This is a genomic window from Advenella faeciporci, assembly GCF_014652395.1.
Classification (GTDB): Bacteria; Pseudomonadota; Gammaproteobacteria; order Burkholderiales; family Burkholderiaceae_B; genus Advenella; species Advenella faeciporci.
The window spans coordinates 85,616-108,584 of sequence record NZ_BMYS01000008.1; the positions used below are offsets into that span (position 1 = coordinate 85,616).

At 50.8% G+C, this 22,969-nt stretch carries 18 protein-coding genes; 15 read left to right on the forward strand and 3 right to left on the reverse strand.

The features are described 5' to 3' along the window. Positions 1-42 precede the first annotated feature (42 nt). The 14 genes from IE074_RS07455 to lpxP all read left to right on the forward strand — a co-directional run bounded on the left by IE074_RS07455 (position 43) and on the right by lpxP (position 12,300). Positions 43-1,200 carry an ABC transporter substrate-binding protein gene (locus tag IE074_RS07455; RefSeq protein WP_189384847.1) on the forward strand — a complete coding sequence of 386 codons (1,158 nt, stop codon included), beginning with the start codon at positions 43-45 and terminating at the stop codon, positions 1,198-1,200. A gap of 66 nt (positions 1,201-1,266) precedes the next feature. Then, on the forward strand, positions 1,267-2,139 hold the full coding sequence (locus IE074_RS07460; RefSeq protein ID WP_189384848.1) for a branched-chain amino acid ABC transporter permease: 873 nt from the start codon (positions 1,267-1,269) through the stop codon (positions 2,137-2,139). A 3-nt stretch (positions 2,140-2,142) separates the two neighbouring features. Then, positions 2,143-3,099 (forward strand): branched-chain amino acid ABC transporter permease, encoded by a 957-nt coding sequence (locus tag IE074_RS07465; protein ID WP_189384849.1) that lies wholly within the window; start codon positions 2,143-2,145, stop codon positions 3,097-3,099. Further along, a complete protein-coding gene (locus IE074_RS07470; RefSeq protein ID WP_189384850.1) occupies positions 3,099-3,890 on the forward strand; it encodes an ABC transporter ATP-binding protein in 792 nt (263 codons plus the stop codon). Before IE074_RS07465 ends, IE074_RS07470 begins: the two co-directional genes overlap by 1 nt. Continuing rightward, positions 3,877-4,578 carry an ABC transporter ATP-binding protein gene (locus IE074_RS07475; RefSeq protein ID WP_189384851.1) on the forward strand — a complete coding sequence of 234 codons (702 nt, stop codon included), beginning with the start codon at positions 3,877-3,879 and terminating at the stop codon, positions 4,576-4,578. Before IE074_RS07470 ends, IE074_RS07475 begins: the two co-directional genes overlap by 14 nt. Before the next feature lie 145 nt (positions 4,579-4,723). Then, positions 4,724-5,605: a PaaX family transcriptional regulator C-terminal domain-containing protein gene (locus tag IE074_RS07480; protein WP_189384852.1), complete on the forward strand. Its 882-nt coding sequence runs from the start codon at positions 4,724-4,726 to the stop codon at positions 5,603-5,605. Positions 5,606-5,747: 142 nt separating this feature from the next. Beyond that, the gene (paaA, locus tag IE074_RS07485; RefSeq protein WP_189384853.1) at positions 5,748-6,737 is read left to right on the forward strand and encodes a 1,2-phenylacetyl-CoA epoxidase subunit PaaA; all 990 of its coding nucleotides are present in this window, start codon (positions 5,748-5,750) and stop codon (positions 6,735-6,737) included. Between the two features lie 82 nt (positions 6,738-6,819). Then, on the forward strand, positions 6,820-7,104 hold the full coding sequence (paaB, locus tag IE074_RS07490; protein WP_189384854.1) for a 1,2-phenylacetyl-CoA epoxidase subunit PaaB: 285 nt from the start codon (positions 6,820-6,822) through the stop codon (positions 7,102-7,104). Next, positions 7,104-7,877: a 1,2-phenylacetyl-CoA epoxidase subunit PaaC gene (gene paaC / locus IE074_RS07495; RefSeq protein ID WP_189384855.1), complete on the forward strand. Its 774-nt coding sequence runs from the start codon at positions 7,104-7,106 to the stop codon at positions 7,875-7,877. Before paaB ends, paaC begins: the two co-directional genes overlap by 1 nt. A 5-nt stretch (positions 7,878-7,882) precedes the next feature. Beyond that, positions 7,883-8,398 (forward strand): 1,2-phenylacetyl-CoA epoxidase subunit PaaD, encoded by a 516-nt coding sequence (gene paaD, locus IE074_RS07500; RefSeq protein ID WP_189384856.1) that lies wholly within the window; start codon positions 7,883-7,885, stop codon positions 8,396-8,398. An 18-nt stretch (positions 8,399-8,416) separates the two neighbouring features. Then, positions 8,417-9,493, forward strand: a complete 1,077-nt coding sequence (gene paaE, locus IE074_RS07505; RefSeq protein ID WP_189384857.1) for a 1,2-phenylacetyl-CoA epoxidase subunit PaaE — start codon at positions 8,417-8,419, stop codon at positions 9,491-9,493. Positions 9,494-9,504: 11 nt separating this feature from the next. After that, a complete protein-coding gene (locus IE074_RS07510; protein ID WP_189384858.1) occupies positions 9,505-10,266 on the forward strand; it encodes a Phenylacetic acid catabolic protein in 762 nt (253 codons plus the stop codon). A 53-nt stretch (positions 10,267-10,319) separates the two neighbouring features. Continuing rightward, positions 10,320-10,946, forward strand: a complete 627-nt coding sequence (locus IE074_RS07515; RefSeq protein WP_189384859.1) for an acyltransferase — start codon at positions 10,320-10,322, stop codon at positions 10,944-10,946. 433 nt (positions 10,947-11,379) lie between these two features. Beyond that, positions 11,380-12,300 (forward strand): kdo(2)-lipid IV(A) palmitoleoyltransferase, encoded by a 921-nt coding sequence (gene lpxP, locus IE074_RS07520; protein ID WP_189384860.1) that lies wholly within the window; start codon positions 11,380-11,382, stop codon positions 12,298-12,300. A gap of 125 nt (positions 12,301-12,425) precedes the next feature. On the opposite strand, the gene IE074_RS07525 is transcribed toward lpxP, so the two are convergent. Both IE074_RS07525 and IE074_RS07530 read right to left on the reverse strand, forming a co-directional pair. After that, the gene (locus tag IE074_RS07525) at positions 12,426-14,336 is read right to left on the reverse strand and encodes a sensor histidine kinase (RefSeq protein ID WP_189384861.1); all 1,911 of its coding nucleotides are present in this window, start codon (positions 14,334-14,336) and stop codon (positions 12,426-12,428) included. Positions 14,337-14,358: 22 nt separating this feature from the next. After that, a complete protein-coding gene (locus IE074_RS07530) occupies positions 14,359-15,039 on the reverse strand; it encodes a response regulator transcription factor (protein ID WP_189384862.1) in 681 nt (226 codons plus the stop codon). Positions 15,040-15,332: 293 nt separating this feature from the next. Between IE074_RS07530 and IE074_RS07535 the strand changes: the two genes are divergently transcribed. Beyond that, on the forward strand, positions 15,333-22,784 hold the full coding sequence (locus tag IE074_RS07535) for an autotransporter outer membrane beta-barrel domain-containing protein (RefSeq protein ID WP_189384863.1): 7,452 nt from the start codon (positions 15,333-15,335) through the stop codon (positions 22,782-22,784). 105 nt (positions 22,785-22,889) lie between these two features. Here the strand turns inward: IE074_RS07535 and IE074_RS07540 are convergent. Beyond that, positions 22,890-22,969: IS3 family transposase (locus IE074_RS07540; RefSeq protein ID WP_189384867.1), on the reverse strand; the 80-nt coding region annotated here is incomplete at its 5' end.

A 22,969-nucleotide genomic window follows, 5' to 3' on the forward strand; every position in this document is an offset into this window, starting at 1 on the left:
GAAAAAATATTTAAATGTCTAAAATAAACAGGAGACAAACAAATGAGTGATAACAAAACAGGAAAAACAGTACGTAAATGGGCAGGATTGGTTGCCGCTTTATGTTTTGCAACGGGGGTACAGGCAGAAATCCGCATTGGTTCTACGGTTTCTGCCACGGGGTTTGCCTCTTATCTGGGAGAACCCGAAGCGCAAACCCTGAAAATGCTGGTCGATGACATTAATGCCAAAGGTGGTGTGCTTGGCAAACAGCTTAAGCTGTTTGCCTATGATGATGCCGGTGATGCAAATAAAGCCCGTACATTTGCCACCCGTCTGGTGGAAGATGACGAAGTGGTTGCAATCATAGGGGGCACCACCACCGGTGCAACAATGGCTATTATGCCCACCGTGCAGGAAGAGGGAATTCCTTTTGTTTCTCTGGCCGGTGCGATTGAAGTTATTCAGCCGGTACGTTCCCATACCTTCAAGACTCCGCATACAGACCGCATGGCTTGCGCCAAGATTTTTGAAGATATGAAAAAACGGGATCTGTTAAAGGTGGGCTTGATATCGGGTTCCGACAGTTTTGGCGCCTCCATGCGCAAACAGTGTCTGGATATCGTTGGCGATTATGGTATTACCGTAGTGGGCGATGAGGTTTTTGGGCCTACTGATGCAGACATGACACCGCAATTGACTAACTTGCGTAATAAAAATGGTGTTCAGACGATTCTGAGCCTGGGTCTGGGGTCTGGGCCTGCCATTATTACCCGGAATTATGCTCAGCTGGGCATTGATTTACCGTTGTACCAGTCGCATGGGGTGGCATCGGATGCTTATATAAAACTGGCCGGTAAAAAAGAAGCGGAAGGCGTACGCTTGCCGGGAACACCTTTATTGGTTGCAGAGTTGCTGGCAGAAGATGATCCGCAAAGAGAAGTGGCGCTGCGCTATAAAAAGCAATATGAAAACATGGCTGGTAAGCCGGTTTCCACTTTTGGCGGATATGCGCATGATGCGTTATACCTGGTTGTGAATGCCATCGAGCGTGCCGGAAAGGCAGAGCCCGCTGCCATTCGTGATGCGTTGGAAAACACAAAGGATCTGGCGGGCACCACCGGTACTTACAACATGTCGGCAGAAGATCATTTGGGTTTGGATCTTAGTGCTTTCCGGATGCTGGAAATCCGGGATGGTAACTGGAAGCTTATCGAGTAACGGTTTTTTTGTGGAGGCGTATGCCTCCATCCATAATTACTACCAGATGAAATTCCGGAGACAGATATGTCTGAGTTAATGCAGTTTTTGCTGTCCGGGCTAACAGTTGGTGCAGTATATGCGCTGGTAGCCCTGGGTTTTACGATTATTTACAATGCGTCGGATGTTGCCAACTTTGCACAGGGTGAGTTTGTCATGCTGGGTGGCATGATTACGGCTTCCGCCTATACGGCCGGTGCGCCATTATTATTGGCCGCAACCCTGGCTATTGTGTTAACGGCAGTTGTTGGCATACTTTTGAACAAGCTGGCCATTGAACCTGCCCGCGGGGCACCCGTAGCCAGTCTGATTATTATTACAATCGGGGCATCCATTTTTATTCGCGGGTTAACGCAGCTATTGCTGGATAAGGAGCTTCATCGCTTTCCCGCCTTTTCTGGCAATGATCCCATTCATGTGCTGGGAGCGACCATTCTGCCACAGAGTTTATGGGTAATTGCCGGGGCATTACTGGTGTTTGTCGCACTATGGCTGTTTTTTACCCGGACCTTAACGGGACGGGCAGTGCTGGCAACCGCCAATAACCGTATCGCCGCTTTGCTGGTGGGTATTAATACCCGCTACATCATGGCCTTGTCTTTTGCCTTGTCTGCCGCGATTGGCGGATTGGCCGGGATCTTGATTACACCCATTACCCTGACAAGTTATGACATTGGCATGACGATGGCACTGAAAGGTTTTGCCGCGGCCATGCTGGGAGGCATGGGTAATCCTAAAGGAGCCTTGGCGGGAGGCCTGTTGCTGGGCTTGCTGGAAGCGTTGACAGCGGGTTATATCAGTTCACAGTACAAGGATGCCGCTGCATTTGTGGTGATTCTGGCGGTACTGTTTTTCATGCCCAAGGGTTTGTTTGCCAGTAAAGTGGCAGAGAGGGTTTAAATAATGAAAAGACTTTCTTCCAAACAGGTAACTTTACTGGTGTTGTTGGTGCTGATTGCGCTGGCCCCCTTGTTTTTCCCTTCTTCCTATTATTTACGCATAGGTTCCCTGGTGTTTGTCAATAGCCTGTCGGTGATCAGTATTGTGATCTTGACAGGTTATGTCGGGCAGATCAGCCTGGGGCATGCCGGTTTTATCGGGATCGGGGCATATGCCTGCGCCCTGGCTCCGGTTCATTTCAACGTTTCCGTATTAACTGCTTCCGTGCTGGGGGCAGTCGTTTCCGGTGTCGTAGCCTGGGTGGTGGGGCGGCCCATCCTGCGTTTGCGTGGTTACTACCTGTCTGTAGCCACATTGGGGTTTGGTATGCTGATCTTTATGGTGCTGAACAACGAGGCCTGGCTAACCGGGGGGCCCGATGGCATGGTGGTTGCCGATCCGGGGATCAGGGCTTTGCTGAAAAGCTGGGGAATCTCGTTAAGCAATGCCGAATTCTGGTATGCCTTTAATGGATTTTTTCTGCTGATAGGTGTCTGGATGGCATTGAATTTGAAGCATAGCGCTACCGGACGCGCATTACATGCCTTGCATGGTTCAGAGATCGCGGCACGTACCGTTGGTATTGATGTGGCCCGATTCAAATTGCGCGGGTTTGTTATTTCTGCCGTTTATGCTTCGGTAGCCGGTTCTTTGCTGGCGATGCAAAACCGCTTTGTGACACCGGATGTGGCAGGGTTCATGCATTCTGTTGAAATTGTGACCATGGCGGTATTGGGTGGGGCGGCTTCAGTAGTTGGGGCTGTTCTGGGTGCGACCTTATTGACTGCGTTGCCACAAATACTGACTTTTTTACAGGAATATGAACAAATTGTTCTGGGCTTGATCATGATGCTGGTAATGATTTTTCTGCGCGGTGGCGTGTTACCCAGTCTGGTACGCATGGTACGGGGGAGAGGTTGATGAGTCTGCTTGATGTGAAAGGAGTGAGCATTTCATTTGGTGGCGTGCGGGCTGTGCAGGATGTCAGCTTTTCTGTTGATGAGGGCAAGATTGTTTCGGTCATCGGGCCCAATGGCGCGGGTAAAACCTCTTTGTTCAATATGCTGTCCGGGGTTTATAGTCCACAACAGGGCGAGGTTCGCCTGGCGGGTGAGCTGGTGACGGGTATGCCCTCACATTTGCTGGCCCGTCGTGGCCTGTCAAGAACTTTTCAGAACCTGCAGGTTTTTTCCGCCATGACGGTGCTGGAAAATGTCGCGACAGGATTTCACTTGCAGGAAAATGGTTCGTTACTGGCTGATTTGCTGGGCTTTCCTTCTGCACGGCGTCGTGTGAAACGTTCAGAAGAACAGTCTTTGGCGTTGCTCAAAAGAGTGGGGCTTGAACGGGCGGCTGATTTTGAAGCTGGGTCCCTGTCATATGGCGCTTTAAAACGTCTGGAAATTGCCAGGGCACTGGCTTTGCAGCCACGGCTTTTATTGCTGGATGAACCGGCTGCCGGCTGCAATGCGGTAGAAACCGAAGAAATTGAAAAACTGGTAGCGGATGTGGCCAAGAGTGGGACTGCCATTTTATTGGTGGAACATGATATGAAAATGGTGATGCGTATTTCCAGTCATATTGTCGTGTTGGATCATGGTGAAAAAATTGCTGAGGGCACACCCTCTGAGGTCGTAAGCCATCCGCGGGTCATAGAGGCTTACCTGGGGGTAGCCGCTACAGAGGAGGCAACGCGTTATGCTGAGTGTTAATCAGTTACGCTCAAGTTATGGGCGGATAGAAGTGTTACATGGCGTGAGTCTGGAAATTAGCGCCGGTGAGATTGTAGTGGTGATTGGTGCAAATGGTGCCGGTAAAACAACGTTGTTGCACTGTTTGTCAGGTATTCAGTCTATACAGGACGGTAATATTATCTTTCGGGGAGAAAGTTTTAATACTGTGCCTGCTTACCAGCGTGTCAAACACGGCTTGGCACAGGTGCCCGAAGGCCGGCAGATTTTCACCAGCCTGAGTGTTGAGGAAAACCTGCGCCTGGGCGCTTACTTGTATATGGATGACAAGGTGGATCGTGATATGGAAGATGCATTTAATATGTTTCCCATATTACGTGAAAAACGCAATCTATCGGCAGGCGGCTTGTCGGGTGGGCAACAGCAGATGCTGGCCATTGCCAGAGCCTTGCTAAGCCGGCCGTCTTGCTTGTTGCTGGATGAACCCAGTATGGGGCTGGCGCCAATTCTGGTGGCACAGATTTTTGATGTGATAAAAAACCTGAAAAGTCTGGAGGTAACGGTATTGCTGGTTGAACAGAATGCCTTTGGTGCTTTGTCGATTGCCGATCGTGGTTATGTGATGGAAACCGGGAATATCACGCTGTCAGGAGAGGCGCAAGCGTTGATTGTTGATCCGCGCATTCGTTCGGCTTATTTAGGTCTGTAAATAAGTGGTGCCCCATGCCTGAATATATAAAAAAACCGGTGTGGGGCATATTTGAAAATCTGTCTGTAAATACATTGCTACCAGTCGTACGCGGCAAAAACTGGTACATTTTGAAAACCTGGTTTTTTATTAGTGTAAATGTCTAATGCCTAAGTCTGTTGCCCGTTCTACCAATGAAGTTGATACGCTGATTGCACAATTATTGCATAGTGCCCCACTGAAAGCCGCGGCTTTTATTGTCACACTGTACGGCGATGTAGTGGAACCGCGTGGGGGCGTATTGTGGATGGGAAATGTGATAGAAACCTGTGCCACGGCGGGAATCAGTGAAAATCTTGTGCGCACGGCGGTGTCGCGTTTGGTGGCGGCAGGTCAACTGGCTGGCGAACGCGTAGGTCGACGCAGTTTTTATCGGCTGACGTCTGTTGCACGGACCGAGTTTGCTTATGCCGCCAGGGTGCTGTATACCTCACAGGTTGCCCAGCAATGGTGCCTGGTTTATTTGGATGGAGAAAATGCGGATGCGCTCATGCGTAGTCTGAAAAGGCTGGGCTACGCTGCGTTAAACCCCAGGCTGGCACTTGGCCCTGATAGCGTGCCTTTGCCGCCTGGTGCACTTGTCTGGACAGCGGATGTAATGCAAGGTCATGAACAAATGCGCAACTTTGCGGCTGCCCATTGGGACCTGCCTGTTTATGCCCATGCCTTCCAGGCGTTTATTAAGAATTTTCAGCCGGTTGAAGGTTTGTTGGCACAATTAAGCCCTGAAGCCGCCTTAACTATCCGTTTACTGATGGTGCATCAATATCGTTATGTTGCATTGCGGGCACCTCATTTACCCCGTGAGGCCTTGCCAGAAAATTGGGATGGACATGTGGCCAGATCTTTGTTTGCCCGTTTGTATCTGGCATTGTCCAGTAGGGCCGATACCTACGTGGCCGGTAAGTTTGTTGATAGCGATGATGTCTTAATCGAACAGGGCCAGTCTTTGCAGCAACGGCTGGTGTATTTATCGCAGCTGGTTTGATTTTTTTATATTCAAACATTACATTTTAATGGTAAATACTTATTGAATTGTAATGTTTTAAATGGCTTAATATCATCTTATAAGTGACCGTCCGGTCGGTTGTTTAATTTGAGGTGTAGCGTTTAAAGCAGAGGTGAAATTTATGTATGCACAAGTAATTGATACGGGTAGTGATCGTGTACGCTCAATAGGAGAGATGCCTGAAGAAGAGAAAGCTTTTATGGCGCGTATTGAAAAAGGGGAAAAAATAGAACCTAAAGACTGGATGCCTGACGGTTATCGCAAAACGCTGATTCGCCAGATTGGCCAGCATGCCCATTCAGAGGTGGTAGGACAATTACCGGAAGGTAACTGGATTACCCGTGCTCCAACGCTGGAACGAAAGGCCATTTTGCTAGCCAAGGTCCAGGACGAGGCCGGCCATGGCCTGTATCTGTATAGCGCTGCCGAAACACTGGGTATCAGCCGTGATGAAATGACAGAACTGCTTCATGCCGGAAAGATGAAATATTCTTCCATTTTCAATTACCCGACCCTGAACTGGGCGGATATTGGCGCAGTGGGCTGGTTGGTGGATGGTGCCGCGATTATGAATCAGGTGGCTTTGCAACGTACGTCTTATGGCCCATATAGCCGCGCCATGGTTCGTATCTGCAAGGAAGAAAGTTTTCACCAGCGTCAGGGTTATGACCTTCTTATCAAAATGTGTCAGGGCAGCCCTGAGCAAAAAGCAATGGCTCAAGATGCGATGAACCGGTTCTGGTATCCGGCATTAATGATGTTTGGCCCGTCTGATAAAGACTCGGTGCATTCAGAGCAGTCTATGGCCTGGAAAATCAAAATTAATACAAACGATGAATTGCGCCAGAAGTTTGTGGATCAGACAGTGCCACAGGCGGAATATCTGGGCCTGACCATTCCGGATGAGAATCTGGTGTGGAACGAAGAACGCGGTTCTTATGATTTTACCCAGCCAGACTGGAGCGAGTTTTTTGACGTGATTGCCGGTAATGGGCCTTGTAATAAAGACCGTATGGCAGCCCGGATCAATGCCTGGGAACAGGGGGCATGGTTCCGCGAAGGGTTGGCTGCCTATGCGAAGAAGCTGCCCTTGCGTAAACAGGCCGTATAAAACGTTAATAGTAAGGTCCGCCCAGTCAAGTGGAATGAATTTGTAAATTTAGTCATAACAAATGAAATAAGGAGAAAATGTCATGTCTCAAGAATGGCCTTTATGGGAAATTTTTATTCGTGGCCAGCATGGTTTAAGTCACAGGCATGTAGGCAGCTTGCATGCACCCGATGCCGAAATGGCAATTAATAATGCGCGCGATGTGTATACCCGTCGTAATGAAGGGGTCAGCATTTGGGCTGTAAAGTCTGAAGAGGTGGTGGCAAGTGCGCCGTCCAAACGTGGTCCGTTGTTTGAACCTTCAAACTCCAAGGTTTACCGGCATCCCACTTTTTTTAAAATGCCCAAGGAAGCAGGGAGTATGTAATGAAAACAGTGCATTCAGATACTTCAACGGCCTTGCAGCAAATGTTATTGCGAATGGGCGATAACACCCTGGTCCTGGGGCACCGTATTTCAGAGTGGTGCGGTCATGCACCGGTATTGGAAGAAGATATTGCCATGGCCAATATTGCCCTTGACTTTATAGGTCAAACCCAGTTTTGGCTGGAGTTGGCCGCAGAGCTTGAGGCAGAGGGAAAAACCGCTGATCAACTTGCCTATTTACGGGACTGTGCGCAATTTCGTAATTTGCTCTTGGCAGAGCAGCCTAATGGTGATTATGCCCATACTGTCGTAAGACAGTTTTTATTTGATGCCTGGCATTTTCTGCAATTACAGGCCTTGACGCAGTCCACCGATGCCAGGGTTGCCGAAATTGCCGCCAAAGCCATCAAAGAGGTGAATTATCATCTGGAGCGCAGTAGTGATTTACTGGTTCGCCTAGGTGACGGCACGGCCGAAAGTCATACCCGCATGCAGTCAGCGGTTGATGATTTGTGGGCCTATACAGGGGAAATGTTTGTGGGTGACGAGCACGACATTGCACTGGCTAAAGCAGGTCTGGCACCACTGCCAGAAAGTTTGCGTAATGACTGGCTGGCTTGTGTGCAGGAAGTCATGCAACAGGCTACCCTTACATTGCCGGATAATTCTTTCATGCATAAAGGTGGTAAACAGGGGCGACATACCGAGTATCTGGGACATCTTCTGGCGCAGATGCAATTTTTACAGCGCGCCTATCCAGGCTGTACATGGTGAGGCCCATGACTACTTTATCCCGACCAGAACTGGATCAGGTCTGGCAATGGCTGGATGCCGTGCCAGATCCGGAAATCCCGGTTATTTCATTGGTGGACCTGGGTATTATCCGCAAGCTATATTACGAGGGTGAAACGCTGGTGGTGCTGGTTACGCCCACTTATTCAGGTTGTCCGGCCACGTCAATCATTAATGCGGATATTGAAGCGGCCTTACGGGCGCATGGCATAGAAAACCTGCGACTGGAACGTCAGCTGTCGCCACCCTGGAGTACCGACTGGATCAGTGAACAGGGGCGGCAAAAGTTGCGTGACTATGGTATTGCACCGCCTGTCACCGAGGAAAGCCCGGGTACAGGTACGCGTATCTGGTTACGGACAGAAAACAACCTGACGGTTGCTTGCCCACGTTGTGGCTCCAATCACACAACACGAGTGAGTCAGTTTGGTTCAACACCTTGTAAAGCCAATTATCGCTGTCAGGATTGTTTGGAACCATTTGATTATTTTAAATGTATTTAATCACCATCGGAGGAACTCATGACACGCTTTCACCCTTTGCAAGTTCTGGATGTACATCACGACACTCGTGATGCTGTTGTAGTGACATTAAAACCGCGTCAGGAAGATGACGCTTTGTTCAAGTTTATTCCCGGCCAGTATCTGACCTTCCGCCATGGTTTTGATGGCGATGAGTTGCGTCGTTCATATTCTATCTGCTCGTCGCCTGATGAGGGTGTTTTACGGGTAGGGATCAAACGGGTGGATGGCGGCGCTTTTTCTACCTGGGCTAATGAAGACTTAAATGCCGGTTCTGTATTGGAAGCGATGCCGCCCATGGGCAGTTTTCATATACCGCTTGCCTCTGAAAACAAGCGGCATTATTTGGGCTTTGCCGGTGGCAGTGGTATTACTCCATTATTGTCCATAATAAAAAGCACGTTGGCACAAGAGCCATTAAGCAGTTTTACATTGATATATGCCAATCGCCAGGTTGGCTCTATTATGTTCCGCGAAGAGCTGGAAGACCTGAAAAACCAATATATGGGGCGTTTTTCCATCATTCATTTTCTTGAAAGCGAAGGGCAGGAAAACGAGATTTTTTCAGGTCGTATCGATCGCGAGAAATGTAATGCACTCTTTGGCAGCTGGATAAATCTTGAGCATGTCCATACCGCTTTTATTTGTGGGCCCGAAGCCATGATGCTGACCATTGCCGATGCCCTGAAAGATCATGGGTTATCTAAAGAAAACATTAAGTTTGAACTTTTTGCATCGTCCCAGCCCGGTCGCTCCAGCCGTCCTGTCGTGAAATCGGCAAGTCGCGGCACCGCTAACCAATGCGTGGCAACCGTAACGCTGGATGGTGTGGTTCATAATTTTGATTTTCCCAAAGAGGGACAGAGTTTGCTGGATGCCGCACTGGAAAACAAAATGGACGCTCCTTATGCCTGTAAAGCGGGTGTGTGTTCCACTTGTAAAGCCAAGGTGCTGGAAGGCGAAGTTGAAATGGCCGTTAATCATGCGTTGGAAGATTACGAAGTGGATCAGGGTTACGTGTTGACGTGCCAGTGTTACCCCCAAAGTGACCGGATAACAGTCAGCTATGATGAATAAGGAGAAGCATTATGTTTGATAACATGAAAGTTGAAGAGTATCTGGCCCAGGGGGGAGTCTTCAGTTCGCCTGAAAATGCACCGGCACGTTACCGTGCCGAACTGATGCGCATGATGTTTGTGTTTGTGGATAGCGAATTGGCTGCCTCGGCAGGTTTTGCCTCATCCATTAATTTTGCACCGGACATTAAAGCCCGTATTGCTGCCAGCCGAATCACACTGGAAAAAGCCGATCATGCCCAGCGGGTATTAAAGATTCTAAGTGAATTTGGTACGGATGCCGGGCGTTATGAAAAACAGCATGACTGGGCATTTCGCCTACCCAGGGAAAATGATTTGCCTAAAGAGCGGCAGGCTGCGGATATGCGTTTGCCCGTATTATATTACCCGCTGCTTAACTGGGTGGATGCCGTTGTCATGAGTGTGTTACAGGGCCTGGCAGCAGAAGTCCAGCTTGAAGAGCTGGGTCGTGTTTCGTATGATCCATTGGCGATGGTTTTCCGGGAGATCGCGCCACGCGAGCATGAGCACACCAAGTTGTCACAGGAGGGTTTGGCATTATTGGTTAAAACCGGAGAGCATCAACAGTCATTGCAGCAAAGCGTGGATTATTGGTATCCACGAATTGCGGCTGGATTCGGTCAGCAGAATGCAGAGCGATATGACATGTTGCGCAAATTGGGGCTGCGTCATGAAAGTAATGAAAGCCAATTGCAACGTTGGGCGTCATTGGTAAAAAACCAGTTACAGGCACTGGGATTGCGTGCCCAGTAATATAAAAAATGATGTCTTGATTATGATTGCCAGTTATTGGGAGTATTGATTTAATGGCTCAGATTTTTTCTTTTGACGGCGTGATTCCCGTTGTTGATCCTTCTGCTTATGTCCATCCTGCCGCCACTTTGATTGGTGATGTGTTGATTGGTCCGGCCTGTTACGTGGGGCCGGGTGCTGTATTGCGTGGTGATTTTGGTCGTATCCAGTTGCTGGCGGGTGCAAATTTTCAGGATAACTGCGTGGCACACAGTTTTCCTGATGCTGAAGTGATTGTGGAAGAAGAAGGCCATATTGGTCATGGCACGATATTGCATGGATGTCGGGTAGGTAAAAATGCAATGGTGGGCATGAACTCCGTGATCATGGACAGGGTGGTTATTGGTGAAAATGCCATCATTGGCGCCATGTCGTTTCTGAAGGCCTCTATGGAAATTCCAGCCGGACACTTGGCGCTGGGGTCCCCAGCCAGTGTTGTGCGTCCATTAAAGCCAGAAGAAATAGCCTGGAAACGTGAAGGCACTTTGATTTATCAGCGGCTTGCCCTGGAATCCAGGCAAAGCACGAAACAAGTGGCAGAGCCGTTAACCCAGCCGGAAGCCAACCGGAAGCGGGTTCGGGCACCGGCGTATGACCCCTTGTTTATTGCACGTTTAAAGCAGGACGCAGGCCTGCCTTGATATGTGCTGATGCGTCAGTACAAGACGGTTAGTTTCGCTGGCTGGAAGAATGACGCCCCTTGGAGCACATTGTTTCAGCCATTTCAGGATCGCAGTCCGGGTCAGCCAGGTGAGAATAAATTGTTTAAATAAGTTTCTTGTGTTCATGTAAATACCATAATGTGGTAAAACTAATGGTATCAGAGCCATGCAATGGCGATATGGGATCGTGCGCAACTTCGCTCCCGATTGTCGCATCATCCAGACTCATGCGTACCCTACCGCTTGGGTTAACAAGCACGAATAGAGTGCGTTTTCCTCTTTATAGCGATATTGCATTTCAACAGATGACAGAAACGAAATGATATCTGCATGCAGGTTTAGACGCTTGCTATCGCTATTAATAACTCCCTTAAACTCAATCGTTTTCCAGCGCGAACGCATCAAGGAACCTATGAAGTATTCACGGCAATTTCAGGCCAGTTTTTTTCACCCCCGCTACTGGCTGACCTGGTTTGGGTTGGGCGTGCTTTTTCTGCTTGTTCAGCTGCCTTATCCAATATTGAATCGCCTGGGAATATGGATGGGGCGCATTTCCATGCGCTTTCTGAAACGCCGTGTCGCTATCACGCGACGTAATCTGGAGTTGTGTTTTCCTGAAATGGATGAAACCGTGCGAGAGCGTAAAGTGCAGGCCAATTTTGAATCGCTGGGTATGGGGCTGCTGGAAACCGGTATGGCCTGGTTCTGGTCTGACAGGCGGGTGAAACGCTGGTTTGATGTTTCAGGGTTGAATCATCTGAAGCTGGCGCAGCAGGATGGTCGCGGTGCGCTTATGATTGGCGTGCATTTGATGTCGCTTGAACTGGGTGGTCGTGCCATGGGGCTGTGTCAGCCGATGATGGCCACCTATCGGCCACACAATAACAAAGCGATGGAATGGGTGCAGACCAAAGGCCGCTTGCGGTCCAACAAGGAGATGCTTGACCGCAAGGATTTGCGCGGCATGGTGCATGCCCTCAAACAGGGAGAAGCGGTCTGGCTGGCGCCTGATCAGGATTACGGTCGCAGCGGTAGTGTTTTTGTGCCGCTGTTCTCAGTTTCTGATGTTGCAACAACCTGTGCCCCCTATATGCTGGCGCGGATGGCCAAACCGGCATTACTGCCCGTGGTGCTGGTGCGTCGAGATAATGGCAGTGGTTATGACTTGCTGATTCAACCCGAACTGAAAGATTTTCCCATTGAAGATAAAATTGCCGCTGCCACGTATATGAACAAGGTTGTGGAAAAGGAAATCATGCGTGCCTCTGATCAATACATGTGGCTGCATCGCCGCTTCAAAACGCGACCGGTAGGGGTGGCATCACTTTACTGATAGGTGGAATGGAGCGGTATGGCAGTTCATCCAGGTTGGCAACGACTTGCTTGCGGTGTCTGTCACCCGGTATGACTAAAGCAAATGTCTCACAGGAACCTTTGGCAAGCAGTCCATGGTATCGGTTATGGCTTTTCTTTCTTCAACTTATACGGTGCCCTTGCCATAATCATTGTCTGACCCGGCCTGGATTGAATCTCAAGCATTCCGGCCAGCCGCTCAATTCGGGCTCGCATGCTGCGCATGCCTACACTAATCCCGGAGCGGTCAATATCCACGGTGTTGAAACCAATGCCGTTATCAATAATCTGCAGTTCAAGATAATCCTCTCCAACCATACAGCGAAAGCTCACTTTCCTGGCGTGACTATGCTTGATAACATTGGTCAAGGCTTCTTCAGCAACCCGATACAGTGTTAAGCATTGCAGGGAGCTGGGGGGTTTAACCCAGACCGGGTCAACCTCCCATTGCAATTCAATATCCAGATCGTCAAAAATCTGTACAAAGCGATTACGCAGGGGGGCCAGCCAATAAATCGGGTTGTCGGGCAGTTTGGTTTGGCTTTCTGAAAAGTTGTCAATAATCTGACGCAAGTCATTCCGTAACAAACTCAAGATCGACAAGGTATGTTTATTGCTTAAGGTTTCTTTGGCATGGCCGACCTCAATCATGGCGCGTACCAAGGCACTGCCCAGGCCGTCATGCAGTTCGTGTGCCAGATTAAGGCGTTCTTTTAACTGATGGTTTTTGATGGTTAATTGATGGCGATAATTCAGGGTAAAGGCCAGCTTTTGCTCGGCTTCTATAATTTTCTGGTTCAGCTCCTCATTGAAGCGCTCAATCCTTCGCAGGCTTTTGCTTAAATGCATGGCCAGCGTAATGCTTAAAAAGATGGCAAATAACAGCGAGGTGTAGGGCAGAACGATGGTGATATTGTTAAGCAATTGAAAAATCGAGAGTAAAGAAATGGCACTTAAGGCCAGGCAGGTAATAAGCGTTATACCCAGTAGCCACAACTCCAGTTGTTTCGTTCGAAAACAAAGAAACGAGACAAACAAACTGTTCAGGTTAAATAACAGCACCGAAACCACAAAAATACCCAGCAGTACAGGTTGCAGATAAGTGCCAGGCACCAGCCAGATAATGGAGACCATGATGGCCGTAAGCGCGAAGCAGGCTTTTTCTGTACGGGGAAATTTCTTATTCAAAAAGCGCCATGAAAAAATACAGAAGCAAAGAATGTAAATTGTGAAAAAAGCAATATTGAATTGTGTAAAAGACGCGGTGTCCCTGAAGGGTGCTGTTTCTGTCACCAGCGTGTTGGCAATGAAACCAACCCAGAACACAGAGGCCAAGGCGTACCAGCCATAAGCGACTTCCTGGCGGCGAAACAGCCAAATACAGCTGCAAACCATGCCCAGGGTGAGCGATAAAATGATATTCAGGTAAAAAATGGTGCGTTGATGCCAGGTGGCTTCCTGGAACTGGCCAATAATGTACTGGGTCTCGCCCATACTGATGCTGCCAAGGCCAGGGGAAGAAAGTACATCTCCGGTAATGCGGAAATAAAGCTTGTTGGGGGTGGTTTCATTAATGGATTGGCCGGGCAGCGTTAAAAACCGGGGCGAATTCCAACTGCGTGAAAGCGGTTCAGCCAGATTGGCGTCAGACCATAAGAGCTGATTGTTCAGCCACACCTTGCCGGCCATATTCATTGAGTTTATCAACAAAGCCAGGGGGGCTTCTTGATGGCCGGCGGGGCAATTGGCCTGCCAGTCCAGGCGATACCAGACGACGCCGGTATAGTTGGGCCAGCGCGAGGTCCAATTGTCGGGCAAGGTAACGCGCTGCCAATGGGCTTGTGCCAGCAACTCGGGAGAATGAATATCTGACTGTACGGCATAAACGCCATCAATACCGGGTGAGCAGGTTTGGTGATGGAATTGGGCCTGGGTGTTTTTGGTTAAAAAGCCAAACAACAAGACCAGCACTAATGCAGCGATGAGCACCAGTAAGGTATTTAATGCGGCGCGCATAAGACCGACCTTTGTGTAATGTTTATAGCAAACCCATTTCACGTGCCCGGCTAATTGCCTTGGTACGATTGGTAACGGCCAGTTTACGGTAGACGCTGCGGATATGTGTTTCAACCGTATGACGTGACAGGAAAATATGGTTGGCAATTTCCTGGTTGCTTAAACCCGATGCCACCAGGTTAAGGATTTGATGCTCACGCTGGGTAAGATTGACGGCATGCAGTTCCTGCCCGGCCGTGCCTGTAACGGCTTCTGCGGGTGTGTCGGTTTGCAAGGGAATTTTGTTTAGAATATGTCGGGCAATAAAAGGGTCAATGGGGGCGCCACCTTTCAGGACGCTGCGAATGGACACCTTCAGTTCAATATCATCGCGCTCTTTCAGGATATAGCCGGTTGCGCCTGCCTGCAGTGCGTTAATAATCATGTTTTCGGTGCTCCAGGCGGAAATCACCAACACTGGGATTTCCGCACGAAGCTGGCTAAGTTTTTCAATCAGCACAATCCCGCTCCCATCGGGCAGGCCCAAATCAATCAAGGCCAGGGCAACCTGCTGGTAATCAACCAAACGCTCCACCTCTGCGATTGAACCCATAAAGTGCAAATCCTTATCCGCATAGCCAATATCCAAAAGAATCAAACGCAGGCGCTGTTGCATAAAGCTATCGTCTTCAACAATCAGTACGGGAGCGATTAAGTTAATCATGCAAGGCCTTTCTTGGACAAGTTTATTGTTGAATGGAATAGTGCGTGGCTAGATTGTATGGAATACAACAGCTTTGCAAAATCACTAATTCTAGTGATTTTCCGGGAAACCTAAAAATGTTTTAATTTTCAGGAAAATTGTATTCTTTTTTACTTTCTGAATTCATTTCAGGAATCAAGGCTCTGTAAACGGATCATGAATCCAAAACCGGCAACCGTGGTTGCGTAGCAGGCGCATTGAACAAAAGAGTACCACTTATGAATCGATTGTTTTCAATGCCAGCGGAGTCCAGTGTGAAAACTGAAAGTACTTTTATCTTCAAAATTAAACCCATTGCCGTGGTTATCCAGCTTGCTTTTGCGGGCGGTATGATGGCCAGTGAGGCGCAAGCCCAGTCATGCCTGGATTCGGCTTGTACCATAGCTGGCAACTACACCTCGGGTATTGACCTAAGCCAATTTGCCGGGAAAGACGGGCGCCAGGATAACGACCCCAATGTGCGCAAGGGCAAACCGGGCAGTCCGGTGTCCCTGGAGACTTCTGGCGCTACCGTTATTACCCAACGCAATGGCACACCGGCGCTGCTGATTAATACCCGGGGTGGCAACGGGGCCCCCCAATCCACCGAGGTAATCAGGCACGGCGGTGCCGGGGCTAATGCTGGTTCGGTAAATGTAAACCTGAATCATGATATTACATTAAGTTCGGCCGGAAAAGGTTTGGTGATTAATGCCAAAGGTGGCCATGCAGCGGGCGCTTCGTTGGATAACAATAGAACGCCGGGTGGCGCGGGTGCGAATGTCACGGTTAACCAGGCAACGACCAGCCGCTTTACGGCCAATAGCCGTCCGGATCTGGCTACTGCAGGAATGGCTAAGGAAGTGATTGACATTGATGCCAGTGGAGGTCATGGCGTTAACGGCATATCGGGTGCTTTCACGGTAGAAGATGGCAGTGATGGCGGCAAAGGTGGCAATGTTATGTTGAATATGCCTGGCCAGCTTGTCATGCAAAGTGATCATGCCAGTTTGATCCGGATTATCAGCAATGGGGGTAACGGTGGCAATGTCTCCAACGCCACTTCTTTAGCTTCTCACCGTGCCGGTTATGCCGGTGACGGGGGTGATCAGAAGGTCAATTTGGGTCAGGCCTATCAAGCAGGTGAGTTGATCAGCCATGCCAGTGGCGCTGCGGCTATTGCAATGAGCAGTCAGGGCGGCAATGGCGGGAATGCTCAAAAAGGCAGTTTTGGGGCCAGGCTTGCCAGTAATGGTGGTAAAGGTGGGCAGTTAACGCTGGATTTAAAAAATATAAATATCAAGACCAGTCAGGCGCAAAACAGTGCCATTGCCCTGGAAAGTATTGGCGGCGTGGGCGGCGGGCCCGGTGATGGCGCCAACAAGAATGTGAAATTAAGAGGGGATGGGGGGGCAGGGGGTGCTTTGGCGGTAACCACCGATGCGTCTACACGGATTCAAACAGCGGGCCAGAATAGCGACGGTATTTATGCGGCCTCTCTAGGCGGGGGAGGCAGTCGTGGCCATAATGGCGCCATCACTTCGACCAATGGGGCGCAAGGCGGAAAAGGGGGTGATATTGTCATTAATAATCAAGCCTTTATTTCTACGTTGGGCAAAGGTGCCCAGGCTATTTATGCAGAAAGCTCGGGGGGATCTTCGGGCGATGGTGGTGGTGCTGCCATTAACTTTATTGCCCGAGGCTCTTCGGGTGGGCGAGCGGGGTTGGGCGGCAATGTGACGGTTAACCAGCAGGGCGGTATCCTGGAAACCGCCGGTGATGACAGCCATGTGATCGTGGCGCAAAGTATTGGCGGCACACGCGGTGAAATGGTGGATGCCGACTTTACGGCCGACAATACCCAGAAAGTGTATGCACTGGGCGGCGTGAACGGTGCGCCTGATGATGGCAATGCAAGCACCGGCCGCGTCACCGTCAATAACCAGGGTAGCCTGCTGTCCAAAGGCAATCACGCCTCGGCGGTTATTGCCCAAAGTATTGGCGGCGGCGGTGGCATGGGCGGTTCCAGCTTTGGCTTTGTGGCCATTGGTGGTACAGCCGGGGCCAGTGGCAATGGTGGTACTGTTAACGTGACCAACCGTGGCCTGATGGCAACCGAAGGCGAGTTCTCGCCAACCATTATTGCCCAGAGCATTGGTGGCGGTGGTGGCCTGGGGGGCAAGGCCTCCAGTGCACTGGTTGGTTTGCCCAATATCGTAATTGGTGGCAAAGCTGGCAAAGGGGGCGCTGGTGGTGCTGTTAATATCCAAAACCATGGCGGCTTATTCAGCCTGGGAGACCATTCGGCGGCCATTGTTGCCAGCAGTATTGGCGGCGGCGGTGGCATGGGGGGCAGCGCCCAGGGCGTGGGTGCTTTTCAGGTGACTAACTTTGTACTGGGTGCCGAAGGCGGCAAAGGAGGTAATGGCGGGCAGGTTACGGTTAACAATACCCATACCGTGCTAACGGTGGGCAACAATGCCCAGGCCATTCTGGCCAAAAGTATTGGCGGCGGTGGCGGTATGGGAGGCAATGCTTCCTCGGTCGTGGGCGCCAGCCTTAACAATCTTACCATTGGTGGAAAAGGAGGCGTTGCAGGCAAGGGCGGTCACGTCATGCTGACCAATACCGGCAACCTGTTGACCACGGGCCAGGAAAGCACGGCGCTGATGGCGCAAAGTATTGGCGGTGGTGGGGGCATTGGCGGGTCTGCTTCTGCATTAAGCATTGGCGGCTTTCCTGCTGGTACATCGGGAGAGCAGGTTACCAGTGTTATTGCTATTGGTGGCAAGGGAGGCAACGGTAATGCAGGTGGCTTGGTACAGCTGGACAATCGTGGCATGATCCGTACCACCGGTAATGATGCAAGTGGCGTAAGCCTGCAAAGTATTGGCGGCGGTGGGGGTATGGGTGGTGGTGCCACCGCCAGCACGATTGAAATTCCCCGTGGTAACACGCTTACGCTTAAAGTTGCGATTGGTGGTTCAGGCGGTAATGGTAACGCCGGTGGTGAGGTCAATTTTAAAAACAGCGGCAGTATTCAAACCGCCGGTCAACTTTCTTCGGGCGTAAGCCTGCAAAGCATTGGCGGCGGTGGCGGGGATGGGGCGGTGGGTTCCATTAACGGCTTTGTTTACAGCGGCAATGGGGCAATTGATAAAGCCACCGCCGACAAAACCCGCTATGAGTTGGGTGCCAGCATTGGTGGCAAAGGCGGCAGTGGTGGACTGGGCGGGCGCATTGACTTTGTCAATAGCGGTCATATTCTGACTTATGGTGATGGCTCTGCGGCCGTGCTGGCACAAAGCATTGGTGGCGGTGGCGGCAATGGGGGGGCTTCCCATGCCGATTCAACACAACAGGGGCGAGGCGTTAAATTTGAGCTGGGTGGTGACGGTGGCAAGGGCAATCATGGCGGGCACGTTGAGCTGAGCAATACCGGTATCATTAAAACCGTTGGCCAGCTGTCAACGGGCATTCACGCCCAAAGTATTGGCGGCGGTGGCGGTACGGGTGGTTCAACCGGTGCCAGTGCCAGCGATGCTGAAAAAGCCATGTATGACCTGAACAAGGAAATTACCGATAAAACCAAGCAATACCAAAACGTGACCGACAAGTACAAGGAATACGTGAACAAGGCCATTGCAAAAATTGTTCCGCAACCGGCCAAAGAGAAAAAAGACGAGTCTAAAAAAGAAGCTGCCAACAAGAATTTTGATGTCAAAATCAGCATGGGTGGCAAAGGCGGTGATGGCGGTAACGGCGGTAAAGTCAATGTCACGAACCTGAACCTTATTGAAACTACGGGTGACTTAAGCACGGTTATTTTGGCCCAAAGCGTGGGAGGCGGTGGCGGTAGCGGCGGTTCCAGCCAGGCCATAGGCACCGATGCCAAGGCCACCCAGGTTAATTTAAGCATGGGCGGTACGGGATCCGGTGGCGGTAAAGGTGGCGAAGTAACCGTTAATAACCGCAACACCCTGAAAGCCAGTGGAATAGGCAGTCATGCCATTGTGGCGCAAAGCATTGGCGGTGGCGGAGGCCATGCCGGCAGCAGCACCATCAAGGCCGGTCACACCGAAGAAAACCAGATTAATTTTGCCCTGGGGGGAAGCGGGGGGCGTGGTGGTGCCGGTGGCACGGTTAAAGTCATTAACCAGCACAATATTGAAAGCACCGATGGCCAGGCGATTATTGCCCAAAGTATTGGCGGTGGCGGCGGTACGGGCGGTGCGGTAGAAACGACCCTTAAAGGCGATAAAGATAAAAACAGCAAAACCACCGTGGCCTTGAATATTGGCGGTTCGGGTGGAACCGGTGGCGATGGCGGGCTGGTTGACATTAACCACGCCAGCCAGACCTTGAGTTCGGGTGCGCTGACGGGGGCGGTGGTACTGGCCCAAAGTATTGGCGGTGGCGGCGGCAGTACGGGCGTTACCACCATCAACCAGGAGAGCAAGGCAGAAACCTCGGTCAATATTGCCGTTGGCGGCCAGGGTGGTGCAGGCGGTCGTGGTGGTGAAGTGAAAGTCACCAACAATGGCCTGATCAAATCGTATCAGGGCAGCACCATGGGCATTGTGGCCCAAAGTATTGGCGGCGGCGGTGGCAATGCCAATTACGTGCAAAGCAATGGCGGACAGGCCAGACAAAGCCTGCAGATGGCCCTGGGCGGGCAAGGTGGAACGGCGGGAACCGGTGGGAAGGTTAGCATTGTGCAGAACGCTAACCAGGCAATGCAAACCACCGGTTCCGGCATTCTGGCGCAAAGCATTGGTGGCGGTGGGGGTGTTGCTTCCATGACGGTTGCTGACGCAGCAGCCGGCTCCGGTTTTAGCCTTAACTTAACATTAGGCGGTGTGCGGGGTGCCAAGGACCAGGCCAACCATGGTCATGGGGGGCAAGTCAATGTACAGGTGCAAGGCGCAGGCATCCGCACGTCTGGCAACTCTGCCTCGGCCATTATTGCGCAAAGTATTGGCGGGGGCGGTGGCGTACTGGATTTGGGCAATCAGCAACTTAACCGGCGCAGCCATCTGGAAACCTTGCGGCTGGGTGGTACACGGGCCCGTGGCGATGGTGAAACCGTTAACGTTCAGCTGGGCGCCAACCTGAGCACCCAGGGCAGAAACAGCCACGGTATTGTGGCGCAGAGCATTGGAGGAGGGGGCGGTATCCTGCTGGCTGATGGCCTGTCATTGCCTGCCAATTTGCGTGTGGGTGGTGAAGCAACCATCCCTCATGCAAAAACCGTGACCGTCAAACTGGATAAAAACGCGTCTATCGTGACCAGCGGTGATGGCAGCTATGGCATTTTGGCACAAAGCATTGGCGGTGGCGGTGGCATTGCCGCCGATACCGCTACCTTGAACCTGAAATACCTGTCCAAAAGCATGCCGGCCAGCCGAACAGGCGAAGCCTCCAGTAAAGGCGGTACGGTGGTGGTTGACGTGGATGGACACATTTCCACATCAGGACGAAATGCTCAGGGGATTTTTGCGCAAAGCCTGTCACAAGGTGGTGGCTTAAGCGCTGGCGGCATGGGCTCGCAAGTATCAGGTTCTACCGGAAAAGCCGGTGAAATCAAGATTAAACTGGGTGAGCGCAGTCCTGCCTCTATTCGCGCCACGGGTGCCGGTAGTATCGGCATTGTGGCGCAAACCATGGATGCTTCCGACAAACGGGTGGAAATCAGCCTTAAAAACAACAGCTTGATTGAAGCTGAAACCGGTGTCTACATGATTGGGGGTGATAAATACAGTAATTTAAGCTTGGACAGATCCAGAATCCATGCCGATACCGCTTTGTTGATCAAGAGCAGCCAGGATGTGAACCTGACCTTGACAAACGGCGCCCGTATTTCTGGCAATGGCAAGAATAACTACATTCTTCAAGAAGAAGGCAACCCAGGCAATAATAAAAAAACGCGGATTTTGCTGGAAGGAGGCAGTGAAATGTCGGGTAGCATTCGGGTTAATGACAAGCGTAAAGTGACGGTAGACAACTATGGCGGCACGGTTAATTTAGGGCCAACTTGGATATTGGGAACAGGGGGCGATTTTTACAACAGAGCGACCGCACTCATTGGCGGATCAGAGATTGCCCGAACTTATTTCCAGGGTAAATTTGAAATGCAAAAAGGCGGTAACCTGATTGTTGATGCGGATTTTGTGGCGAAACGCAACGATGTGCTGACGGTGGCCGGAGAAGCCCGTTTCAATGGGGATTCTGCCATGAAAGTGAATGCCCGCAATCTGGTGCCGGGTGCTTCTGCAACCATTATTGACCGCTCAGACAAGCTTTATTTGGATAAAAACTTTACCGTCAATGCCATGCACGGTGATCTGGTGACCTACTTGCGGGATCATGTCAAAGTAGCGGGCACCAATCAGCTGGTGATTAGGCCACAAGGCAATTTTACGGGCAGTGCCATGTTTGAGGAGTTGAATGAAGATCAACGCAGCATGGCGAAATACTTGCAAAAAACCTGGGACCAGGAGGAAGCGGTTAATGTAGCCCAGCGGGCAGTGGTGACCGCCGGTGCTCAAGAAGAAGCCCCGGAAGCGGCACCGGTCAATGTCAATTCGCGTGCGATGGCGGTGGCAAGCGTTCAAGAGGAGGCCCCGGCCAATGACAATCAGCGTCAACTGGCTGAAACAGCCCAGCAAGCGCCAGCACCCGGGCTGGCGCGTCCAAACCCGGCTTCAGGCAATAATTTGTACGCGTTATTTGGAGAGTTGGATAATGTGGGCACGGCCAGCGTTTACCAGCGTGTACTGGATAACCTTGCCTCGGACGCTATCATTGCGCCCGCTTCAATGATGCCCATGCACAATCGTCAACTCATTAACAAGATGTACAGTTGTGACCTGGGCAATGGCCAAGCGGTGCAGAAGGACAAAACCTGCCTGTGGGTGGACGGGCGCTATAACGAATCAAGCCTGGATCGCAATGCCGATGATTTCGGTTACAGGATGAGATCCAGCATTATTCAACTGGGCGGTGAGTACCAGTTTAATGATAATTGGTCGGCAGGTGCTTCTATTGGTTTTGACCATTTGAATGTGAATGCCAAGGGTATTGATTTACATACCAAAGGAGACACGGTTGTTGGCGGTGTGTTTATCAAGCATACCGAGGGCCAGCGCGAATTGGCCGCTTCATTAAGCACCATGTATGGGTCTTATGATACACGGCGGGTTATTGACTTGCCCCAGTCCCGCTATACCGCAAACAGCAAGTGGAAGTCGTGGCTGCATTCATTGAACCTGCATGCCGGCTACACCTTCCCATGGCAACAGGGCTATATCAAGCCCAGCGTGGATGTCAGCCTGCAGTACCAACGCAACCCCGCGTATAAAGAAAACGGGGCCGGTGCGCTTAACCTTAATGTGGCCAGACAAAGCCAATGGACGGTCATGATCAGTCCCCAGGTTGAGGCTTCACAAACCTATGAAAGCGGTGATTATCTGGTTCGGCCATACGCCAGCCTTGGCGCCAGCTGGATGTCCAACAAAAACTGGACCTCACGCATGCAATTGCAAGGGGGCAGTTCCACAGACTGGATAACCATGAAAAGTGATTTGCCAAATCTGGTGGGCAATGCCAAAGTGGGCATTAACGTGATGCATGCCAAAGGGGTGGACGTTAATCTGGAATATGCCCATCAATGGGGCAAGCGCTATCGCTCTTCAACCGGTTGGCTGAAGGTGGGATATAAGTTTTAAGGGGTAACTGCGTGGTAACCGCTTCAGGTTTGTGTGACATGTTGGCAGGGGGTACGCATTCCCACGCGGGAGTGAAGTGACCCCCAAATGTTGGACGGTTAAAAACTAGGCAGCTAAAACCTGAGTCCGGTATTGTACCGGACTCAGGCCGTTTAACTTGAGCTTGATACGTTCGTGATTGTAGT

What these genes read in the sequence shown, in the direction of transcription:
- IE074_RS07480 (WP_189384852.1), top strand. Translation starts at nt 4,724, where the DNA reads ATGCCTAAGTCTGTTGCCCGTTCTACCAATGAAGTTGATACGCTGATT.
- IE074_RS07510 (WP_189384858.1), top strand. Translation starts at nt 9,505, where the DNA reads ATGTTTGATAACATGAAAGTTGAAGAGTATCTGGCCCAGGGGGGAGTC.
- IE074_RS07515 (WP_189384859.1), top strand. Translation starts at nt 10,320, where the DNA reads ATGGCTCAGATTTTTTCTTTTGACGGCGTGATTCCCGTTGTTGATCCT.
- IE074_RS07460 (WP_189384848.1), top strand. Translation starts at nt 1,267, where the DNA reads ATGTCTGAGTTAATGCAGTTTTTGCTGTCCGGGCTAACAGTTGGTGCA.
- IE074_RS07475 (WP_189384851.1), top strand. Translation starts at nt 3,877, where the DNA reads ATGCTGAGTGTTAATCAGTTACGCTCAAGTTATGGGCGGATAGAAGTG.
- IE074_RS07455 (WP_189384847.1), top strand. Translation starts at nt 43, where the DNA reads ATGAGTGATAACAAAACAGGAAAAACAGTACGTAAATGGGCAGGATTG.
- paaD (WP_189384856.1), top strand. Translation starts at nt 7,883, where the DNA reads ATGACTACTTTATCCCGACCAGAACTGGATCAGGTCTGGCAATGGCTG.
- IE074_RS07530 (WP_189384862.1), bottom strand. Translation starts at nt 15,039, where the DNA reads ATGATTAACTTAATCGCTCCCGTACTGATTGTTGAAGACGATAGCTTT.
- paaE (WP_189384857.1), top strand. Translation starts at nt 8,417, where the DNA reads ATGACACGCTTTCACCCTTTGCAAGTTCTGGATGTACATCACGACACT.
- paaC (WP_189384855.1), top strand. Translation starts at nt 7,104, where the DNA reads ATGAAAACAGTGCATTCAGATACTTCAACGGCCTTGCAGCAAATGTTA.
- IE074_RS07525 (WP_189384861.1), bottom strand. Translation starts at nt 14,336, where the DNA reads ATGCGCGCCGCATTAAATACCTTACTGGTGCTCATCGCTGCATTAGTG.
- lpxP (WP_189384860.1), top strand. Translation starts at nt 11,380, where the DNA reads ATGAAGTATTCACGGCAATTTCAGGCCAGTTTTTTTCACCCCCGCTAC.
- paaA (WP_189384853.1), top strand. Translation starts at nt 5,748, where the DNA reads ATGTATGCACAAGTAATTGATACGGGTAGTGATCGTGTACGCTCAATA.
- IE074_RS07465 (WP_189384849.1), top strand. Translation starts at nt 2,143, where the DNA reads ATGAAAAGACTTTCTTCCAAACAGGTAACTTTACTGGTGTTGTTGGTG.
- IE074_RS07470 (WP_189384850.1), top strand. Translation starts at nt 3,099, where the DNA reads ATGAGTCTGCTTGATGTGAAAGGAGTGAGCATTTCATTTGGTGGCGTG.
- paaB (WP_189384854.1), top strand. Translation starts at nt 6,820, where the DNA reads ATGTCTCAAGAATGGCCTTTATGGGAAATTTTTATTCGTGGCCAGCAT.